This is a genomic window from Pseudomonas sp. ACN5 (assembly GCF_002303975.1).
Lineage (GTDB): Bacteria > Pseudomonadota > Gammaproteobacteria > Pseudomonadales > Pseudomonadaceae > Aquipseudomonas > Aquipseudomonas laurylsulfatiphila.
On the sequence record NZ_MRCP01000005.1, the window covers coordinates 262,322 to 277,681 of the forward strand.

Here is a 15,360-nt window from a genome sequence, read left to right on the forward strand (position 1 = left end):
AAGCTTGCCGCTAAAAGCTGTTTTTGAAAAAAACTTCAATCCTGCTATTGACTTAGGTTCGCTACCTGCGTAAATTTCGCGGCCTCGGAGATGCAAACGGGTGATTAGCTCAGCTGGGAGAGCGTCTGCCTTACAAGCAGAATGTCGGCGGTTCGATCCCGTCATCACCCACCACTCCCGAGATACTTGCGAAAGCAAGAGGTAGGCTGAAATGCCTCCACCGACGCGCAGCGGTAGTTCAGTCGGTTAGAATACCGGCCTGTCACGCCGGGGGTCGCGGGTTCGAGTCCCGTCCGCTGCGCCATATTTTCCGAGTCAGATTCATCTGGTTCGAGATTGAAAAGCTACTGAGTTTTCAATCAGACGAGTTACTTGAGCATCTGCTCAAAGCGATACGCAGCGGTAGTTCAGTCGGTTAGAATACCGGCCTGTCACGCCGGGGGTCGCGGGTTCGAGTCCCGTCCGCTGCGCCATATCTGCCCCAAGGCCCACTGAACGCCTTGGAGCTACGAAGAAACCACGGGTTACTTCGAGTCGATAGCAAAGACCCTGGTCGAAAGACCGGGGTTTTTTGTGCCTGCGATTTGGCTTTTTCTCCTGCCTCGCGACCCTCAGGGTTTCGCATCTGCCGGTCTGGCCGGATGCCCAATGACTCTCGAAAATCCCCCTCAATAACCCGCAGCCTTGTTAAACCGGCACCTGCGCGGCCGAAATGCCTGCCTGTCATTAAATAATTCAAGCATTTACCGGGTGCAGTTCGTACAAAGGGCTTGGATTGTCTGCGCAACACTAATTAGAATGAGTCGCATTTAAAATATTTCTTCACCCAGGGTTCCTTCAGATGAGTGATGCCGCGATGCCGCCGGAGCAAGCCTTCCACGACCTGTACCGCGACCATCGGGGCTGGCTCGAAGGCTGGTTGAGACGACGCATGAGCAATGGCAGCGATGCGGCGGACCTGAGCCAGGATACCTTCGTTCGTGTCCTTGCCAGCTCTCAGCGCATCGCCGACTTGCAAGAGCCTCGCGCCTACCTGGCGACCGTCGGCAAACGACTGCTGAGCAACTTCTACAAGCGCCGCAGCCTGGAGCAAGCCTATCTCGATGCATTGGCGCTGCTGCCCGAGGACTGTGTGCCGTCCCCGGAGCAACGCTGGATCCTGCTGGAAACCCTGCAGGCCCTGGACGAATTGCTCGATGGATTGCCCGGGCCGGTACGGCGGGCGTTTCTCTTGAGTCAGCTGGAAGGCCTGGGCTACCAGGAGATTGCCGAGCGCCTGCAAGTCTCGGAACGCACGATCAAGCGCTACATGGCTCAAGCCTACGAACATTGCCTGCTGGTGGACATGTGAACGGTTCGGCACCTTCGGCCCAGGCCCGACAAGTCGTGCGGGCCGCCGCGCAGTGGCTGGCCCTCATGGAATCCGGCTGTGCCAATGATCGGGACCGGGAGCAGCTGCAGAGCTGGCGCGACAGCCATTGCAGCCATGAGCAGGCCTGGCAGAAAGCGCAGTGCTTGCGTCAACGTTTTGCCGACCTGCCATCGGGCCTGGCCATGGCCAGTCTGGACCGGCCGCAAGCCAGTCGACGCACGGTGCTCAAGCGCGCCGTCGGTGCGGTGGCGTTGCTGCCGACCGCCTGGTTGATCAGTCGGCAGTTGCCTCTGGATACCTGGGGGGCCGACCTGCGCACCGCCACCGGGGAAAGCAAAAAAGTCCGGTTGGCCGATGGCAGCTCTGTGCAACTGAACACGGCCAGTGCCGTCGATATCGATCTGAAGAACCGGTACCTGACACTGGTGGAAGGCGAAATGGCGCTGAACGTGCCCGGGACTTCGCCGCTGACGATCCTCACGCGCTTCGGGCAAGTGACCGTCAGTCAGAGCGAAGTGTGTGTGCGTCAGGGGCAGACGGGCTGCAAGGTGTCAGTGCTTCGAGGCACGGTGCAGTTGCAGCCTCTGCACGGGCCGGTCTTTTCGTTGCGCGGCGGCCAGCAAGTCAGCCTTCAATCGGCGGGTGCCGGCGCTGTGGAGCCATTCGATGTGCTGGCCCCTGGCTGGCGTGACGGAGTGCTGATGGCGCAGAACCAACCCTTGGGGGATTTCCTGCGCGAACTCAGTACCTATCGTCCGGGCGTGTTGCGTTGGGAGCCAGCGCTGGAATCGCTGCGCATCACCGGCAGTTTTCGCCTGGAAGACACCGATCGCATCCTCGCGCTTCTGGCGGTCAGCCTGCCGCTGGAGGTGCATTCGCGTACGCGTTATTGGGTAACGCTGGTGCCGCGCAAAAATAGTGTTTAACGCGTGTCCCCTTTTTTCGCGGCGCTTGTCATTCAAGGCAAGTGAAACGAAATCAGAGAGATTCTCAATGCCTGCAGTGATGCCTTGTAGTACGCGTCTGGCTCCATCCCGGTTGCGCCCGTTGATGCACTTGAGTCTGTTGTTGAGCCTGAGTGCCTGTCCGTTGTTCATCACTGCCGGTTGGGCCGAAGACGCGCCACGGCGCAGCTATCAGGTGCCAGCCGGTAGCCTCGGCGCAGCGCTGACCCGTTTCGCCGGGTTGGCCGGGGTCAATCTGTCCGTAGACCCGGCACTGGTGAGCGGGCGCACCAGCCCTGGCCTTTCCGGCGACTTCGCGGTGGAGGAGGGCTTTGCCCAACTGCTACAGGGTTCCGGTCTGCAACTGCAACCGGTGGGCGAGCAGGCGTACATGCTGACCCCGGCGCCAACAGGCAGCACCCTGCAACTGGGCGCTACCTCTATTTACGCGACGGCGGACACGGCGCACGGTGATCCGTATGCCGGCGGGCAGGTCGCACGCCGTGGGTCGCAAGGCTTGCTGGGCTCGAAAGACTTCATGGAGACGCCGTTCAGCGAGACCACCTACACCAGTGAGTTGGTGAAAAACCTGCAGGCTCGTACCTTGGGCGACCTCGTTGCCAGCGATCCCTCGGTTCGCGCCACCAACCCGGCGGGTGGGCGGTATGAGCAGTTCACCATTCGCGGAATGAGCCTGTTCAACAGTGATGTCTCCTACAACGGTCTCTACGGCATTCTGCCGACGTACACCATCGACATGGAAATGGCCGATCGCGTCGACGTCCTCAAAGGCCCGAGTCAGCTGATCAATGGCATCTCGCCGCGGGGCAGCGTGGGCGGCGGGATCAACGTGGTGCCCAAGCGCGCCACCGACGTGCCCATTACTTCGTTTACCGGCAACTACGCTTCCGACAGCCAGGTCGGCGGTGCGGTAGATATCGGTCGGCGCTTTGGTGAGGGGGACATGTTCGGTGTTCGTTTCAACGGCGTGAAGCAGTCCGGCGACACCGAATGGGATCACCAGAGTGTTGACCGCGAGATGGCAGTGCTGGGCCTGGATTTTCGCGGTGAGCGCCTGCGGCTCTCGACGGACGTCGGGCATAACGAGCGTGACACCGACGCCCCGCAGGAGCGTGTGCAGGTCGGCGCCAAAGCTCAGGTTCCGCACGCCAGCGATGTTCGCCACAACTATGCACAGCCGTGGAGCAAGGCTCGGACCAAGGACACCTTCGGTACGGTGACCGGCGAGTACGATGTCAGCGATTCCGTCATGGTGTACGCCGGTGCGGGGGCGCGTAAAAGTAATCACGACTTCCTTCGGCACGCCGTAGCGGTCACCAACAACGCGGGCGATTTCAGCGTTCAGCCACGTGACTTCACCCGCGACGAAAATGTCCGGACAGCCAATGCCGGGGTCCGCAACTGGTTCCATACCGGTCCGGTGAGTCATGAAATCAACCTGGCTGCCAGCTACTTCTACATGGACTTCGAAAACGGTGGCGCCCGTTATGCCGCCGCCCCGAGCAACCTCTACAACCCGGTGGAAACACCGACGCCCAACATTCCCACGCGCGTTGATTCGCAGGTGTATACCGAGAACCGCTCCAGCAGCGTGGCGTTGTCCGACACATTGGGTTTTCTCGATGACCAGGTGCTGTTGACCCTCGGCGCACGCTGGCAGCGAGTGCAGGTTGACGACTGGACGGATAATGTCAAAGGCGACACGGGCTACGATGAAGAAAAGGTTTCGCCCTCGGGCGGCATCCTGTTCAAGGCCACCGACAAGCTCTCGTTGTATGCCAACTACATGGAAGGCCTGAGCCAGGGCAAGATCGCCCCGTCGACCTCGGTGAACGAGGACGAGATCTTCCCGCCGTTCATCAGTCGGCAGGTCGAGGTCGGTGCCAAATATGATGCGGGTGCATTCGCCGTTACCACTGCGGTGTTCCGGATCAAGCAGCCGGCCTATGAAACCAACGCCACGACGCGGGTTTTCGGCCCGAACGGCAAACGCGAAAACAAGGGTGTGGAAGTCAACGTGTTCGGTGAGCCGCTCAAAGGTTTCCGCCTGGTCGGTGGCGTCATGTACATCGACAGCGAACTCACCGACACCACCAACGGCACCTTTGACGGCAACCGCGCGCCCGCCACGCCGGAATACAACGTCAGCCTGGGGGGCGAGTGGGACGTGCCGAATGTACAAGGCCTGACCCTCACCAGCCGCGGCATCTATTCCAGCTCGCAGTATCTGGACCAGTCCAACAACAAGGAAATCGATGCCTGGACGCGTATCGACGTGGGTGCGCGCTACGCCTTCAAGGTTGAAGAAAAGAACATCACCCTGCGCGCCAATATCGAGAACGTGGCCGACAAGCGTTACTGGAGTTCGGCCGGGGCCTCGGATGACAGCGAGCCTGGATTGACGCTTGCGACGCCACGAACCTACCTGCTTTCGGCGACCGTCGACTTCTGAATCGATTCAACCGTGGATTGCGCCACAGGGAAGGGCGCGACCGAGTTGTGTCATGAATCGATTGCAGAGGACGAAAGCATGCCCGGCCTGATTTACCCGCTCAAGAAAGAACAGCCCGATACGCCCTCCAGGCGCACGCTGCTGCGCCTGTCCCTGGGCCTGCTTGCACTCAGGTTTGCCCCGTCGACGTGGGCCCGGGCCGACGCCGCGCCGCTGCGGGTGATCACCCTGTTTCAGGGGGCCACGGACAGTGCCGTGGCGTTGGGCATCACACCCTGCGGCATTGTCGATTCCTGGAGTGAAAAGCCCACCTATCGCTATCTTCGCCCGGCACTGGAGCCGGTGCCCCATGTCGGGCTGGAAACCCAGCCCAGCCTTGAGGACATCGCGCTGCTCAAGCCGGACGTGATCATCGCCTCGCGCTTTCGCCATGAACGTATCGCGCCGTTGCTCAAGCAGATCGCCCCGGTGGTGATGCTCGAGGAAGTGTTCGAGTTCAAAAAGACCCTGGCGTTGATGGGCCTGGCCTTGCACCGCCAGCAGCGCGCCGACGAGGTGTTGGCCCGCTGGCAGTTGCGCACAGCACAACTGCGCGAGCAACTGCAGCAGGAATTTGCCGGGCGCTGGCCGCCGACAGTGTCGATTCTGGATGTCCGTGAGGACCATATCCGCAGTTATCTGCCGGCCAGTTTTCCGGGTTCGGTGATCACCGAGCTGGGGTTTGGCTGGAGTGAGGCCAGTCGGGCGGCGAACGGGGTATCGATCAAACTCACCAGCAAGGAGAGTCTGGCGGTGGTCAATGCCGACATTTTCTTTGTCTTCTTGCGCGCGGAGAAACCGGCAGTGCAGCGAAACTATGAAAGCCTGGTGCAGCATCCGCTGTGGCAGCAAATGCGTGCGCCACAACAGGGGCAGGTGTGGCGGGTCGACGGAGTGGCCTGGAGCCTGTCGGGCGGGATGCTCGGGGCGAACCTGATGCTCGATGACATTGCGCGGCTGGTCACGGCGGACCTGTCCTGATGAGCAATGGTTTGAAGTTGTGCTGTGCCGCCGTCGTGTTGCTGCTCAGCGGCGTATTGAGCCTGGCGGTCGGAGCCACCTGGATTCCGCTGTCGCACATTGCCGCCGCGTTCGTGCATTCCGATCCGCTGAGCGTCAGTCACGTGCTGGTGACCACCACGCGCCTGTCGCGCACCTTGATGGCGATGGCCGTGGGCGCGAGCCTGGCAGTGGCGGGGGCCCTGATGCAGGCGCTGACGCGCAATCCGCTGGCGTCCCCCGGATTGTTCGGGATCAACGCCGGCGCGACGTTTTTCATCATCCTGTGCTCCTCGCTGTTTTCCCTGTCATCCCCGGATGCCTGGCTGTGGAGCGCGTTCATCGGCGCGGCCGTGGCCGGCAGTCTGGTGTGGCTGATCGGCAACATGGGGCAGGGCAGTCTCAGCCCACTGCGCATAGTGCTGGCGGGTGCGGCGATGGCCGCTTTGTTCTCTGCGTTCAGTCAGGCGTTGCTGGTGGTCAATCAGGATGGACTGGACACGGTGCTGTTCTGGCTGGCGGGTTCGTTGACCGAGCGCAGCCTGTCGGTCGCCGCGCCACTGCTGATCTGTGGCGTACTCGGGTTGTTCGGCGCGATGTTGCTGGCGGGGCAGGTCAACGTGCTTGACGCAGGCGAGGAGATCGCCACCGGCCTGGGGCAGCGCACCGGTTTGATCCGGCTGCTGATGAGCGTGCTGGTGGTCTGTCTGGCGGGCAGTGCCGTGGCATTGGCCGGCAGCATCGGGTTTATCGGCCTGCTGGTGCCGCACATGGTGCGCAAGGGCCTGTCCATCGATCATCGCTGGTTGTTGCCGGGGTGTGCGCTACTCGGCGCGATTGTCCTGCTGCTGGCCGATACCTTGTCGCGGGTGTTGATCCTGCCGCAGGAGGTCCCGGTGGGCGTGATGACGGCACTGTTCGGCGCACCGTTTTTCATTCTGCTGGCCCGGCGTGGAGGTCGTTATGGATAAGGTCCTGACCTGGCGCCGTAGCGGCTTTTCCCGACGGATCAATGTCGCCACGTTGTGGCGGTTGCTGGCAGCGTCGATGGTGACGGCGCTGATCATGCTCGGCTCACTGTCGCTGGGCAAAGTCATGCTGTCGCCGTTGGAGGTGCTGCGGATTGTGCTGTCGAGCCAGGACGCCAGCCTGACGTTCATCGTCGAGCAACTGCGCTTGCCGCGCATGCTCCTGGCGGCGTTGGTCGGGGCGGCGTTGTCGGTGTCGGGGTTGATTCTGCAAAGCATCATCCGCAACCCGCTGGCTTCACCTGACCTGCTGGGTATCACCAGCGGGGCCAGTGCGGCGGCCGTGCTGTATCTGGCGTTTTTCTCCGTGGCGCTGGGCCAGCAGTTTCTGCCGCTGGCGGCGATGTCCGGTGCGGGGCTGGCGGCATTGGCGATCTATCTGCTGGCCTGGAAGCAGGGGGCCTCACCGCTGCGCCTGGTGTTGATCGGGGTCGGCATCAGCGCGATGTTGACTGCCGCGACCACCTTCATCCTGGTCTTCAGTCCGCTGACCACGACCCTGTCGGCTTATGTCTGGCTGACCGGCAGCGTGTACGGCGCCAGTTGGCCGGAACCGCTGGCGCTGGGGCGCTGGTTGTTGGGTATCTGCCCGCTGCTGGTGCTATTGGCGCGGCAGGTGAGGGTGCAACAACTGGATGACGCTCTGGCCCAGGGCATTGGCGTGCGCGTGCAGTGGCTGCGCGCCGGTTTGTTGCTGGTGAGCGTGGCATTGGCTGGAGCTGCGATTGCCTGGGGCGGGGCGATCGCGTTTGTCGGGCTGATTGCGCCGCACATTGCCAAGCGCCTGGTAGCCCCGGGTTTTGGTGGCCAGGCGGCGATGGCGGCGTTGGTCGGGGCGAACCTCGTGGTGCTGGCCGACCTCGCCGGGCGTGTCCTGTTTTTGCCGCTGGACCTGCCGGCCGGGATTTTTGTCGCCGTGCTGGGCACACCCTTTTTTCTCTATTTGTTGATTAAACAGCGTCATTAAGGAATTCAACGCATGACGTCGATTGCAAGTCGCGGCCTGACCCTGAGTTACCAGCGCCAGGTCATTATTGACGCGCTGGACATGCAACTGCCCCACGGCAAGATTTCGGTACTGATCGGCAGCAACGGCTGCGGCAAAAGTACCTTGCTCAAATCCTTCGCCCGACTGCTCAAACCGCAGCAGGGCTCGGTGATCCTCAACGGCGTGGATATCCAGCAAAAGTCCACGGCCGCCGTGGCCAGGGAGTTGGCCATTTTGCCTCAGACCCCCAGTGCGCCGGAGGGCATCACCGTGCGGCAGTTGGTGGCGCTGGGACGTTATCCGTATCAGAGCTGGATGCAGCAGTGGTCGGCTGAAGATGAGGCCATGGTCAACCGCGCGCTGACGCAAACCAGTCTGCAGGCCCTGGCGGACCGACCGGTGGACGCGTTGTCCGGCGGGCAGCGCCAGCGCGCGTGGATCGCCATGACCCTGGCCCAGGACACCGGCATCGTGCTGCTCGACGAACCCACCACGTTTCTCGACCTGGCGCACCAGATCGAAGTGCTGGACCTGCTGCGCGACCTCAACCGGCTCGAAAACAAGACCATCATCATGGTGCTGCACGACCTCAACCTGGCCTGTCGTTACGCCGACCACATGGTTGCGGTGCACAACCGGACGGCCTTTGCCCAAGGGCGGCCCGACGAGGTGTTGACCGAACCCCTGGTCAAAACCGTATTCGACCTCAATTGCCGGATCATTGCCGATCCGTTCTTCGGCACGCCGTTGTGCATTCCCTTTGGCCGGGAATTGCCGCAATGAGTCTGGCACGTCATTTCACCGCGTCGCAGTGGACGGTGTTGTCCGGCGGCTTGCGGCTCAAGGACGGCGACGAGCGCGACCCGTTGCGCTCGCTGATGGCCCGGGACTTGTTGCAGGAGGACGTGTGCGAGCAACTGCTGGACACCTTGGGCCCGGTGATCGGCTCGCCGACCCGGGCGATCACCGCCTCGCTGCTGGGCAAGCGCTTGTCGTTTCTGGCGACTGGCGCCTGTCTGTATGCGCTGTCGGTGTATGACAAGGGGCTGTTGTTGACCCTCGACAACACGCTGATTGAATACGGCCACGATGAGGGGCAGTGGACGTCGTCGATGCCGCTGCATCACGGTCTGCCGCTGACCTATGGGGCCAATGAGCGCGAGGCCTGGCGGGAGGCCCTGGTGCGGGGACTGTTCGCGGGACTTCTGCAACCGTTGTGGCACACCTTCAACCGTGTCACCGGTGTCTCCCGGCGCATCCTCTGGGAAAACACGGCCGTGCGCGTGTACTCGCTGTATGAAAAACGCATGGCGAAAATCGAAGACCCGTCAGTGCGCGAGCGCTGTGAAGCGGATTTCAATTGGCTGCTGACACACGCCGAGCCTGCGTTGTTCGGTCTCGATTACAACCCGCTGAGCCATTTCCGCCGACCGCCGACGCGGGTGGACGATGGGCAGCGCAGCATTCGCTTTCGCCGAACCTGTTGCTTCTATTACCTGGCCACCGAACCCGCTGAGTACTGCTCGACCTGCCCGTTGCTACGTCCGGGGAAATGCCGATGAGATGTGCATTCAGGGTGATGGGGCAGGCGCCTGAACGATGGCACAGGCGCCTGCCCTTCACAGAAAGTGCCTGACTCAGCCTTGCAAATACACCGCGTGGGTATGGGTGTATTCGTACAGCCCGTGCTTGCCATCCGCGCCGCCGATGCCGGACTTGCGCACACCGGCATGGAACCCCTGCATGGCTTCGAAATTCTCGCGATTGACATAGGTTTCGCCAAAATCCAGCTCGCGCATCGCCTGCAGGGTTTTGCTGAGGTCACGGGTGTAGATCGACGAAGTCAGGCCATAGTCGCAATCGTTGGCCAGGGCGATGGCTTCGTCCAGGTCGTCGATTATCTGGATCGGCAGCACTGGCCCGAAAATCTCTTCGCGCATGATCTCCATGTCGGCGCGACAACCGGCTAAAACAGTGGGCTGGAAGTGGAAGCCAATGGGCAGGTCGGCCACTTGCCCGCCACTGATCAGGCTGGCGCCCTGGCTCAACGCGGTGCGGACTTTGCGGTTGACGCTGTCCAGCCCCTGGCGGTTGATCAGCGGGCCCATCTCCACGTCGGGCTGGGCAATCGGATCGCCATAGCGCGTTGCACTCATGGCCGCCGCGATGCGTTCGATGAACTGATCCGCCACCTTGCGCTCGACATAGACCCGCTCGGCGCAATTGCACACCTGGCCGCTGTTGATGATCCGCGAATCGCGGATCGCCCGGACCGCCAGGTCGAGGTCTGCATCCGCCAGCACAATGGCCGGCGCCTTGCCGCCCAGTTCCAGGTTGAGCTTGGTGATGTTCGGCGCGGCGGCGGCCATGATCCGTGAGCCGGTGTCGACGCTGCCGGTGAAGCTGATCATGTCCACGCCCTTGTGCGCGCTCAGTGCCGCGCCGACTCGGCCGTCACCGCAGACCACGTTGAACACGCCGGGCGGCAGGTCGGTTTCGGCGACCAGCCGGGCAAATTCGAAGCAGTTGTTCGGGGTTTCTTCGCTGGGCTTGATGACGATGGTGTTGCCGGTCAGCAGGGCCGGGGCCATTTTTCGGGCAATCAGGAAGAAGGGGAAATTCCATGGCAGGATCCCGGCCACCACGCCCAGTGGTTTGCGCAACAGGAAGATGTTTTCGTTCTGGCGGTCGCTGGTGATGATTTCGCCTTCGATGCGCCGTGCCCATTCGGCCATGTAGTCGAGGTAGTCGGCGGTGAAATTGACTTCGACTTCTGCCAGCCCGCTGATCTTGCCTTGCTCCAGGGTGATGGTGCGCGCCAGGTGCGAGACGTTTTCCCGCAGTTTCGCGGCGATCCGGCGCAAGTAGCCGGCGCGGTCATTCGCCGGTTTGCGCGCCCAGTCTTTCTGCGCGGCGCGGGCGGCGGCGAGGGCGCGGTCGACGTCCTCGGCGGTCGAGGCCGGGACTTTCGACAGCACGGCGCCGGTGGCCGGGTTGATCACATCGAGGTGGGCAGCGCTGGCCACGAATTGGCCGTTGATGAAGTTTTCGTAAACAGGCACGGATGACATGGTGCGACTCCTTGGCAGATCAGTAAGTGCGTGACGGCGCTTGAGGGGTGGCAGGTTCGCGGTAGCGGGCGAGGGTGGCCATGGCGCCTTGGCGCAGCAGGCTGATGTCGATGGCCACTGCAATGAACTGGCAGCCCCAGCGCTGGTAGCGGCGGGCGTCTTCTTCGTTGGGTGCGAGAATGCCGCAGGCCTTGCCGGCCGCCAGTGTGGCGTTCACGGCGTGTTGAATCCGCTCCTGGACTTGCGGGTGGCCGGGGTTGCCGGCGTGACCCAGGCCGATCGACAAATCCGCCGGCCCGATAAACACCGCATCCACGCCCTCGACGGCGGCAATCGCAGCGACGTTTTCCACGCCGGTGCGCGATTCCACCTGCACGATCAGGCACAGTTGTTCGTGGGCGGTATTCAGGTAATCCGGCACAGCGTCCCAGCGCGTGGCCCGGGTCAGGCCGCCGCCGACCCCGCGAATGCCGTGGGGCGGGTAGCGCATGGCACGCACCAGCGCCTGTGCCTGTTCGGCGGTTTCGACCATCGGGATCATCAGCGTCTGCGCGCCGATATCCAGCAGTTGCTTGATCAGGTTGGCATCGCCGTTCACCGCGCGCACCACTGGCGCAGTCGAGTAAGGCGCCACGGCCTGCAACTGGGCGAGTACGCCGGGCACGGTGTTGGGCGCGTGCTCGCCATCGATCAGCATCCAGTCGTAACCGGTGGTGGCGACGATCTCGGCGGCGTAGCCGGTGGCGAACCCGGCCCAGATGCCGTACCGGGTTTGGCTGTTGTTCAGTGCGGCCTTGAACGCGTTGTGCGGCATGTTCATCACGAACTCCTTTCTCAGCGGTTATACGGCCGATGCAGTTGGCATTCCGGGTTGAGGGTCACGCCGAAACCTGGCTGGTCGAGTGCGGACAGGCGCATGCGGCCATTGACCGGCACCGGTTCGCCGAGCAATTGCGGGTGGAACATCGGCACTACTTCGTCAGCCTTCGGCGCCATCATCAGGAACTCGGCGAACGGGCTGTTATGCCGGGTGGCGACGAAGTGGTAGCTGTACACCGAAGAGCCGTGGGGGATGACCAGCGCGTTGTGGGCGTCGGCCAGGGCCGAGATCTTCACCAGTTCAGTGATCCCGCCGCACCAGCCGACATCCGGCTGAATGATGTCGCAGCAGCCCATCTCCAGCAGCATGCGGAAGCCCCAGCGCGTGGCTTCATGTTCGCCGGTGGTCACCAGCATGCCCTTGGGCACGTTGTTGCGCAGGGCGGCGTAGCCCCAGTAATCGTCCGGCGGCAGGGCCTCTTCGATCCATTTCAAGCCATGTTCGTGGGCGCCGACCGCCAGTCTGGTGGCGTAGTTGAGGTCCAGGCTCATCCAGCAATCGAGCATCAGCCAGAAGTCCGGGCCGACACGCTCGCGCATGGTCGCCAGTTCTTCGAGGTTTTTGCGCAGGCCTTCTTCGCCTTCGGCCGGGCCGTGGTGCAGCGGCATCTTGCCGCCGATGAAGCCCATTTTCTGCGCCAGGTCCGGACGGGCGCCGGTGGCGTAGAACTGCAATTCGTCGCGCACCGCACCGCCGAGCAACTGGTGCACGGGCTCCTGGCGGATCTTGCCGAGCAAATCCCACAGCGCCAGGTCGACGCCGGAGATCGTGTTGATGACGATGCCCTTGCGCCCGTAATACAGGGTCGACTGGTACATCTGGTCCCAGATTTTTTCGATGTCGGTGACCCGGGCGCCTTCAAGGAAGCGCGCCAGGTGCTTCTCGACAATGTAGGCGGCCGGCTCGCCGCCCGTGGTCACGGCAAAACCGACGGTGCCGTCGCTGGCCTCGATCTCCACCACCAGGGTGCCGAGCACGTTGATGCCGAAGGTGCGGCGGCTCTGGCGATACTCGGGGTATTTGCTCATCGGCGTGGCAATGTGATCGTCGATCCAGTGGCCGTCGGCCTGGTCGTGATAGTCCGCGCCGCCGCCACGCAGGGTGAAAGCGCGGACGTGTTTGATGGTTGGAATGCCCATGGTGTGATTCCTTTTGTTAAACGGCGGTCAGGTTTAAACGGTGGCCGGTTTGTTCGAGGCTTCATGGCCGGGCGCGCGTACGCCCAGCACCAGCAACGCGGCGATGACGGTGGTCACGGCCAGCACGTACAAGCCTGCTGCCGGTGAATGGAAAGCGCCTTCGGCCCAGTTCTTCAGGATGGGGGCGATGAAGCCGCCGAGGGCGCCGAACGAGTTGATCAGGGCGATCCCGGCCGCGGCGGCGCTGCCGGCGAGGTAGCTGGAGGGGAAGGTCCAGAACACCGGTTGCACCGCGATGAAGCCTGAGGCGGCAAAACACAGGGCGATGATCCCCAGCAGCGGATTGCTGAAGGTCACCGAGCAGGCGATCCCGGCGGCGGCCATCAGCAAGGTCAGGCACGCGGTGCGGCGGCGTTCGCCGGTGCGGTCGCTGTAGCCGGGGATCAGGTAGGCGGCGATCAAGGCGCAGATCCATGGAATCGCCGTGACCAGGCCGACCATCAACCCGACCTTGGTCCCCAGCAGTCCGCCGACCTGGCTTGGCAGGTAAAACACCACGCCGTAGACACTGGCCTGGATCAACAGGTAGATCAGGCACAGGTACAGCACCGAGGGTTGGCAAATGACGTTGAGCAGGCTGCGGCCGTGGTTCTGTTTATGGCTGTCTTCCTGATCGAGCAGGCTTTGTACTTGCTGGCGTTCCTCGACGGTCAGCCATTTGGCGTCGGCCGGCCGGTTGTCCAGGTACCAGTAGGCCCAGATGCCCACCGCCGTCGCCATCAGGCCTTCAACGGCAAACAGCCACTGCCAGCCGTGGAAGCCGGCGAAGCCGTCCAGTTCCAGCAGCAGGCCGGACAGCGGGCTGCCGAAGATGAACACCAGCGGCGCACCGAAATAGAAGAAACCCATGGCCTTGCCGCGCGCGGCGCTGGGGAACCAGTAGGTGAGGTAAAGGATCACGCCGGGGAAGAAGCCGGCTTCGGCCACGCCCAGCAGGAAGCGCAGGATGTAGAAGCTGGTTTCTGTGTGGGCGAAGACCATGGCCGCAGAGACCAGGCCCCAGGTGACCATGATCCGGCACATCCACAGGCGGGCGCCGACGCGGTGCAGGATCAGGTTGCTCGGCACTTCAAGCAACGCGTAGCCCACGAAGAACACCCCGGCGCCGAAGGCGAAGGCGGCATCGCTGATGTTGGTGTCGGCTTGAAAGGCTTGCTTGGCGAACCCGACGTTGGCGCGGTCGAGGAAGGCCATGATGTACATCAGCAGGAGAAACGGGAGTAGCCGCCAGGAAATTTTGGCGAGCAGAGGCGCGGGTAGAGTCTTCATCGCAGTTTTCCTTTGGTAGGGCATTTGTTCTTATGGGGAAGACTGTACGGCCGCTGATCGATGCGTTACAAATCGAATCTAGCTCACAACTGATACCTTGAGGGTATCGATAAAAAAGGCCCGCCATGACCACGCCGATCATCTCCCGCAGCCTGCTCAATCGCTTGCGCTACAAGCATCTGCACATGCTGGTGACGCTCAGCTCCAGCCAGAACCTGCACCGCGCTTCGCAAAGCCTGAACATGTCGCAACCGGCGGCAACCCGCATGCTCCATGAGATTGAAGACATGTTCGGCTGCGATCTGTTCGAGCGCCTGCCGCGGGGGATGCGCCCGACAGCGCTGGGCCAGGAGCTGATTCGCTTTGCCGAGTCGGCCATCAGTGGTCTGGACCGTTGTGCCGAGGACCTGATGGCGCGGCAGCAGGGCGGCTACGGCTATCTGTCGATCGGTACCATCATGGGCGCGGCGCCAGGCCTGGTCATGGATTCGATTGCCGAGATCAAGGCGCTCAATCCGCAGCTGCGGATTCGTATCATGGGCGACACCAGCGACCAGGTGATCCAGTTGCTGGAACAGGGCCGCATCGACCTTGCCATCGCCCGGCGCAATGCTGCCACCGACAGTGAGCATTACGTCTTCGAGCAATTGGGTAACGAACGCTTGCTGGTGGTGGTGCACGCCGGCCACCCGCTGGCCCGGCGCAAAAAACTGGACATGGCGGAGCTGGTCAGCGGTTGGCCGTGGATCCTGCAACCGGAAACCAGTCCGGCGCGCATCGGCCTGGATCAGGCGTTGCAGCGGTTAGCCTTGCCGCTACCGGCGGACATCATCGAATGCAGTTCGGTGTACTCCATGCAGCAACTGATTCAGCTGACCGACGCGATCATGGTCCTGTCGGAAACCGCATTGCGCGACTATCTTAAAATGGGCCTGGTGGTGGCGTTACCGGTGGAACTGGATGTGCAGATGGCGCCATTCGGGTTGTTGTTGCGCAAGGGCGAGCACATCAGCCGGGAGTTGGGGTTGTTCATCGAACTGCTGCGTCGAAAAGTCGCGGTTTTTTGATTCCTTGGTCAGTTTTTAGTTTTCCGCGAAG

The 15,360-nt window shown here is 62.5% G+C and carries 13 protein-coding genes and 3 tRNA genes; 12 read left to right on the forward strand and 4 right to left on the reverse strand.

From position 1 onward, the window contains the following. The first annotated feature begins 98 nt into the window (after positions 1–98). The 11 genes from BSF40_RS12170 to BSF40_RS12220 all read left to right on the forward strand — a co-directional run bounded on the left by BSF40_RS12170 (position 99) and on the right by BSF40_RS12220 (position 9,405). A tRNA-Val gene (locus tag BSF40_RS12170) sits at positions 99–174 on the forward strand. Positions 175–227: 53 nt separating this feature from the next. Further along, a tRNA-Asp gene (locus BSF40_RS12175) sits at positions 228–304 on the forward strand. A gap of 92 nt (positions 305–396) precedes the next feature. Then, a tRNA-Asp gene (locus tag BSF40_RS12180) sits at positions 397–473 on the forward strand. A 368-nt stretch (positions 474–841) separates the two neighbouring features. Then, positions 842–1,351 carry a sigma-70 family RNA polymerase sigma factor gene (locus tag BSF40_RS12185; RefSeq protein WP_095965303.1) on the forward strand — a complete coding sequence of 170 codons (510 nt, stop codon included), beginning with the start codon at positions 842–844 and terminating at the stop codon, positions 1,349–1,351. Continuing rightward, positions 1,348–2,298, forward strand: a complete 951-nt coding sequence (locus BSF40_RS12190) for a FecR domain-containing protein (protein ID WP_095965304.1) — start codon at positions 1,348–1,350, stop codon at positions 2,296–2,298. The genes BSF40_RS12185 and BSF40_RS12190 overlap by 4 nt, the downstream gene beginning before the upstream one ends. A gap of 67 nt (positions 2,299–2,365) precedes the next feature. Continuing rightward, complete coding sequence (locus BSF40_RS12195) at positions 2,366–4,789, forward strand: TonB-dependent receptor (RefSeq protein ID WP_095965305.1); 2,424 nt, start codon at positions 2,366–2,368, stop codon at positions 4,787–4,789. Between the two features lie 78 nt (positions 4,790–4,867). Further along, a complete protein-coding gene (locus BSF40_RS12200) occupies positions 4,868–5,809 on the forward strand; it encodes an ABC transporter substrate-binding protein (RefSeq protein ID WP_095965306.1) in 942 nt (313 codons plus the stop codon). After that, positions 5,809–6,798 carry an iron ABC transporter permease gene (locus BSF40_RS12205; RefSeq protein ID WP_095965307.1) on the forward strand — a complete coding sequence of 330 codons (990 nt, stop codon included), beginning with the start codon at positions 5,809–5,811 and terminating at the stop codon, positions 6,796–6,798. Before BSF40_RS12200 ends, BSF40_RS12205 begins: the two co-directional genes overlap by 1 nt. After that, the gene (locus BSF40_RS12210) at positions 6,791–7,822 is read left to right on the forward strand and encodes an iron chelate uptake ABC transporter family permease subunit (protein WP_095965308.1); all 1,032 of its coding nucleotides are present in this window, start codon (positions 6,791–6,793) and stop codon (positions 7,820–7,822) included. The genes BSF40_RS12205 and BSF40_RS12210 overlap by 8 nt, the downstream gene beginning before the upstream one ends. 12 nt (positions 7,823–7,834) lie before the next feature. Continuing rightward, positions 7,835–8,626, forward strand: coding sequence for an ABC transporter ATP-binding protein (locus BSF40_RS12215; protein WP_095965309.1), 792 nt, complete (start codon positions 7,835–7,837; stop codon positions 8,624–8,626). Beyond that, entirely contained in the window at positions 8,623–9,405 is a 783-nt protein-coding gene (locus tag BSF40_RS12220) for an IucA/IucC family C-terminal-domain containing protein (RefSeq protein WP_095965310.1), read from the forward strand. Before BSF40_RS12215 ends, BSF40_RS12220 begins: the two co-directional genes overlap by 4 nt. A gap of 75 nt (positions 9,406–9,480) precedes the next feature. On the opposite strand, the gene aldA is transcribed toward BSF40_RS12220, so the two are convergent. Genes aldA through BSF40_RS12240 form a run of 4 tightly spaced genes read right to left on the reverse strand, consistent with a single transcriptional unit; the run spans position 9,481 to position 14,262 of the window. Continuing rightward, complete coding sequence (gene aldA, locus BSF40_RS12225) at positions 9,481–10,914, reverse strand: aldehyde dehydrogenase (protein ID WP_095965311.1); 1,434 nt, start codon at positions 10,912–10,914, stop codon at positions 9,481–9,483. Between the two features lie 19 nt (positions 10,915–10,933). Next, positions 10,934–11,734, reverse strand: coding sequence for an aldolase/citrate lyase family protein (locus BSF40_RS12230; protein WP_095965312.1), 801 nt, complete (start codon positions 11,732–11,734; stop codon positions 10,934–10,936). 14 nt (positions 11,735–11,748) lie between these two features. Next, a complete protein-coding gene (gene rhmD, locus BSF40_RS12235; RefSeq protein WP_008047298.1) occupies positions 11,749–12,933 on the reverse strand; it encodes an L-rhamnonate dehydratase in 1,185 nt (394 codons plus the stop codon). 33 nt (positions 12,934–12,966) lie between these two features. Beyond that, positions 12,967–14,262, reverse strand: coding sequence for an MFS transporter (locus BSF40_RS12240; RefSeq protein ID WP_095965313.1), 1,296 nt, complete (start codon positions 14,260–14,262; stop codon positions 12,967–12,969). 125 nt (positions 14,263–14,387) lie between these two features. Between BSF40_RS12240 and BSF40_RS12245 the strand changes: the two genes are divergently transcribed. After that, the gene (locus BSF40_RS12245) at positions 14,388–15,329 is read left to right on the forward strand and encodes a LysR family transcriptional regulator (RefSeq protein ID WP_015095870.1); all 942 of its coding nucleotides are present in this window, start codon (positions 14,388–14,390) and stop codon (positions 15,327–15,329) included. Positions 15,330–15,360: the final 31 nt, after the last annotated feature.

Coding starts and splice junctions, on each gene's coding strand:
- aldA (WP_095965311.1), bottom strand. CDS start 10,914: ATGTCATCCGTGCCTGTTTACGAAAACTTCATCAACGGCCAATTCGTG.
- BSF40_RS12220 (WP_095965310.1), top strand. CDS start 8,623: ATGAGTCTGGCACGTCATTTCACCGCGTCGCAGTGGACGGTGTTGTCC.
- BSF40_RS12185 (WP_095965303.1), top strand. CDS start 842: ATGAGTGATGCCGCGATGCCGCCGGAGCAAGCCTTCCACGACCTGTAC.
- BSF40_RS12205 (WP_095965307.1), top strand. CDS start 5,809: ATGAGCAATGGTTTGAAGTTGTGCTGTGCCGCCGTCGTGTTGCTGCTC.
- BSF40_RS12240 (WP_095965313.1), bottom strand. CDS start 14,262: ATGAAGACTCTACCCGCGCCTCTGCTCGCCAAAATTTCCTGGCGGCTA.
- BSF40_RS12210 (WP_095965308.1), top strand. CDS start 6,791: ATGGATAAGGTCCTGACCTGGCGCCGTAGCGGCTTTTCCCGACGGATC.
- rhmD (WP_008047298.1), bottom strand. CDS start 12,933: ATGGGCATTCCAACCATCAAACACGTCCGCGCTTTCACCCTGCGTGGC.
- BSF40_RS12200 (WP_095965306.1), top strand. CDS start 4,868: ATGCCCGGCCTGATTTACCCGCTCAAGAAAGAACAGCCCGATACGCCC.
- BSF40_RS12245 (WP_015095870.1), top strand. CDS start 14,388: ATGACCACGCCGATCATCTCCCGCAGCCTGCTCAATCGCTTGCGCTAC.
- BSF40_RS12195 (WP_095965305.1), top strand. CDS start 2,366: ATGCCTGCAGTGATGCCTTGTAGTACGCGTCTGGCTCCATCCCGGTTG.
- BSF40_RS12215 (WP_095965309.1), top strand. CDS start 7,835: ATGACGTCGATTGCAAGTCGCGGCCTGACCCTGAGTTACCAGCGCCAG.
- BSF40_RS12230 (WP_095965312.1), bottom strand. CDS start 11,734: ATGAACATGCCGCACAACGCGTTCAAGGCCGCACTGAACAACAGCCAA.